The 1638-nt window shown below is 65.3% G+C and carries 1 protein-coding gene; it reads left to right on the forward strand.

The window, feature by feature from the left end; translation table 11 throughout:
• Positions 1 to 363 precede the first annotated feature (363 nt).
• Complete coding sequence (locus tag G339_RS0131995; RefSeq protein WP_019635134.1) at positions 364 to 1158, forward strand: hypothetical protein; 795 nt, start codon at positions 364 to 366, stop codon at positions 1156 to 1158.
• Positions 1159 to 1638: the final 480 nt, after the last annotated feature.

Here is a 1638-nt window from a genome sequence, read left to right on the forward strand (position 1 = left end):
CCTGCCGGTACCGTTTGTCACGGTACGGATAATGCGGAAGCATGAGTACCGGATCACCACTCACGGCGCGGACGGGACGTAGCAGGCCCCCGCGAACCGGACGGTGATCTTTTCGTATCGGGCTCCATTACCCCGAAAGGAACCTCTAGGTCATGGCAGAGATCACGGTGTCCGTGAAGGGCGGACGCCGGATGAAGGCCGTCGGATCCGCAGTAGCGTCAGCCGCCGCTCTCGGATACATCGCCTGGCATGGCGGCCACACCCCCTCAGACGCCGTCGAACTGGCGGTAGTCGCCGGTTACGGCAACCTCACCGCGTTCCTCACGGGATCCATGCGGGGTTCCCGGCACCGCAGGGGGAAGCGTGCCAACTGAACTCGATTTCCTGGCGTCTCCTCCACAAGACCACCCGTTCTACCGGGAGTTCCGTTCGCTGCTCTACGAGTTCGAGAGCGAGGACCAGGTCCGGCAGGCCATGAACATGGTGCCCCGCGACTCCCACATCATCCGCGGAGTCCTTGCTGGGGAGCTCGTCCCCTCCTGGCCGTTCGTAAAGAGAGCGGCGCACCTCACGGGCAAGTCCACGAGCGACCTGAGGATTCCCTACTTCTCCCTGCTCCAGCTGGTCGACATGGAGGACTTCCCCCCCGACCCTCCAATGGCCTACCGCTTCTACGAGTTGCGCGCCGGAAACTTCCTGATGGTGGCGCGCAAGGCCGCCCGCCGCAGAACGGAACGCCCTGCCCCAGCCGCTCCGACCCCGGCCACCTACATTCATGATCTGGCGGGGGTGCAGCAGGTGTGGAGTGACGCGCCGGGCTACAACCTCAAGCCTGACCCGCTGTCGGCGCAGGACATGCCGGAGCTGCTGCAGAGGCTGCGGGAGTTCTGGGAGTGGGCGGACAAGCCAAGCATGCAGACTCTCGCGGACCGGTCAGGACAGGCGTTCTCCAAGTCGACCGTGTCGAAGATCATCCACGGCTCGGCGTCGTCGAGCCCGGCTCTCTCCCAGAAGTACGTCGCGGGCGTCATCCGAGGCTGCGGCGGTGACGAACAGGAGATCACGCGGTGGGTCACCGCGTGCCGGGTGCTGAACGCCGCGCTACGGCGCTCCCTCGGCGGTCCTCTGGTACTCGTCCGGGATCAAAGTTCCGAGTAACGGAAACCACGGCAGTGCCGTTCGGGCTCTCCTCCTCGCCTGGATTCCTGAACGGCACTGCTGGTGCGGCCGACTGGCCGCAGGGGTCACCGATCCCAGATGCGGACGCTCTCGCCGGCGCATAGGGGCTTGCCGTCAGGGCCTTTGATGTGGGGGTTGATCCAGATGGGGTGGTGGACGACCAGGGCGCCGCGGGCGGCGATCGGGAGGAGCGCGCGGATCTTGGACTCGTTGGACGCCGTGTCGCCAGTTGGCGACAACACTTCGGTCAGCGGCTGCGCGGCGATGAGCCGTTAGGCCTAGAAGGCCCACCATCTTCCCCAGGGCTGGCGGTGCTCCGGACCCCGACGCCAAGTAGCACAGCCGCCGCGCCCTGGTGCGCTACACAGTCCTACCTGGTGCTTCGCATCACTTCGTAGCCAATCGATAGCTCACCGACAGCATGGGAAGTAGTCTATCGACATCCTACTGATAGCACTG

The organism is Actinomadura atramentaria DSM 43919 (assembly GCF_000381885.1).
In the GTDB taxonomy this organism is placed as follows: Bacteria; Actinomycetota; Actinomycetes; order Streptosporangiales; family Streptosporangiaceae; genus Spirillospora; species Spirillospora atramentaria.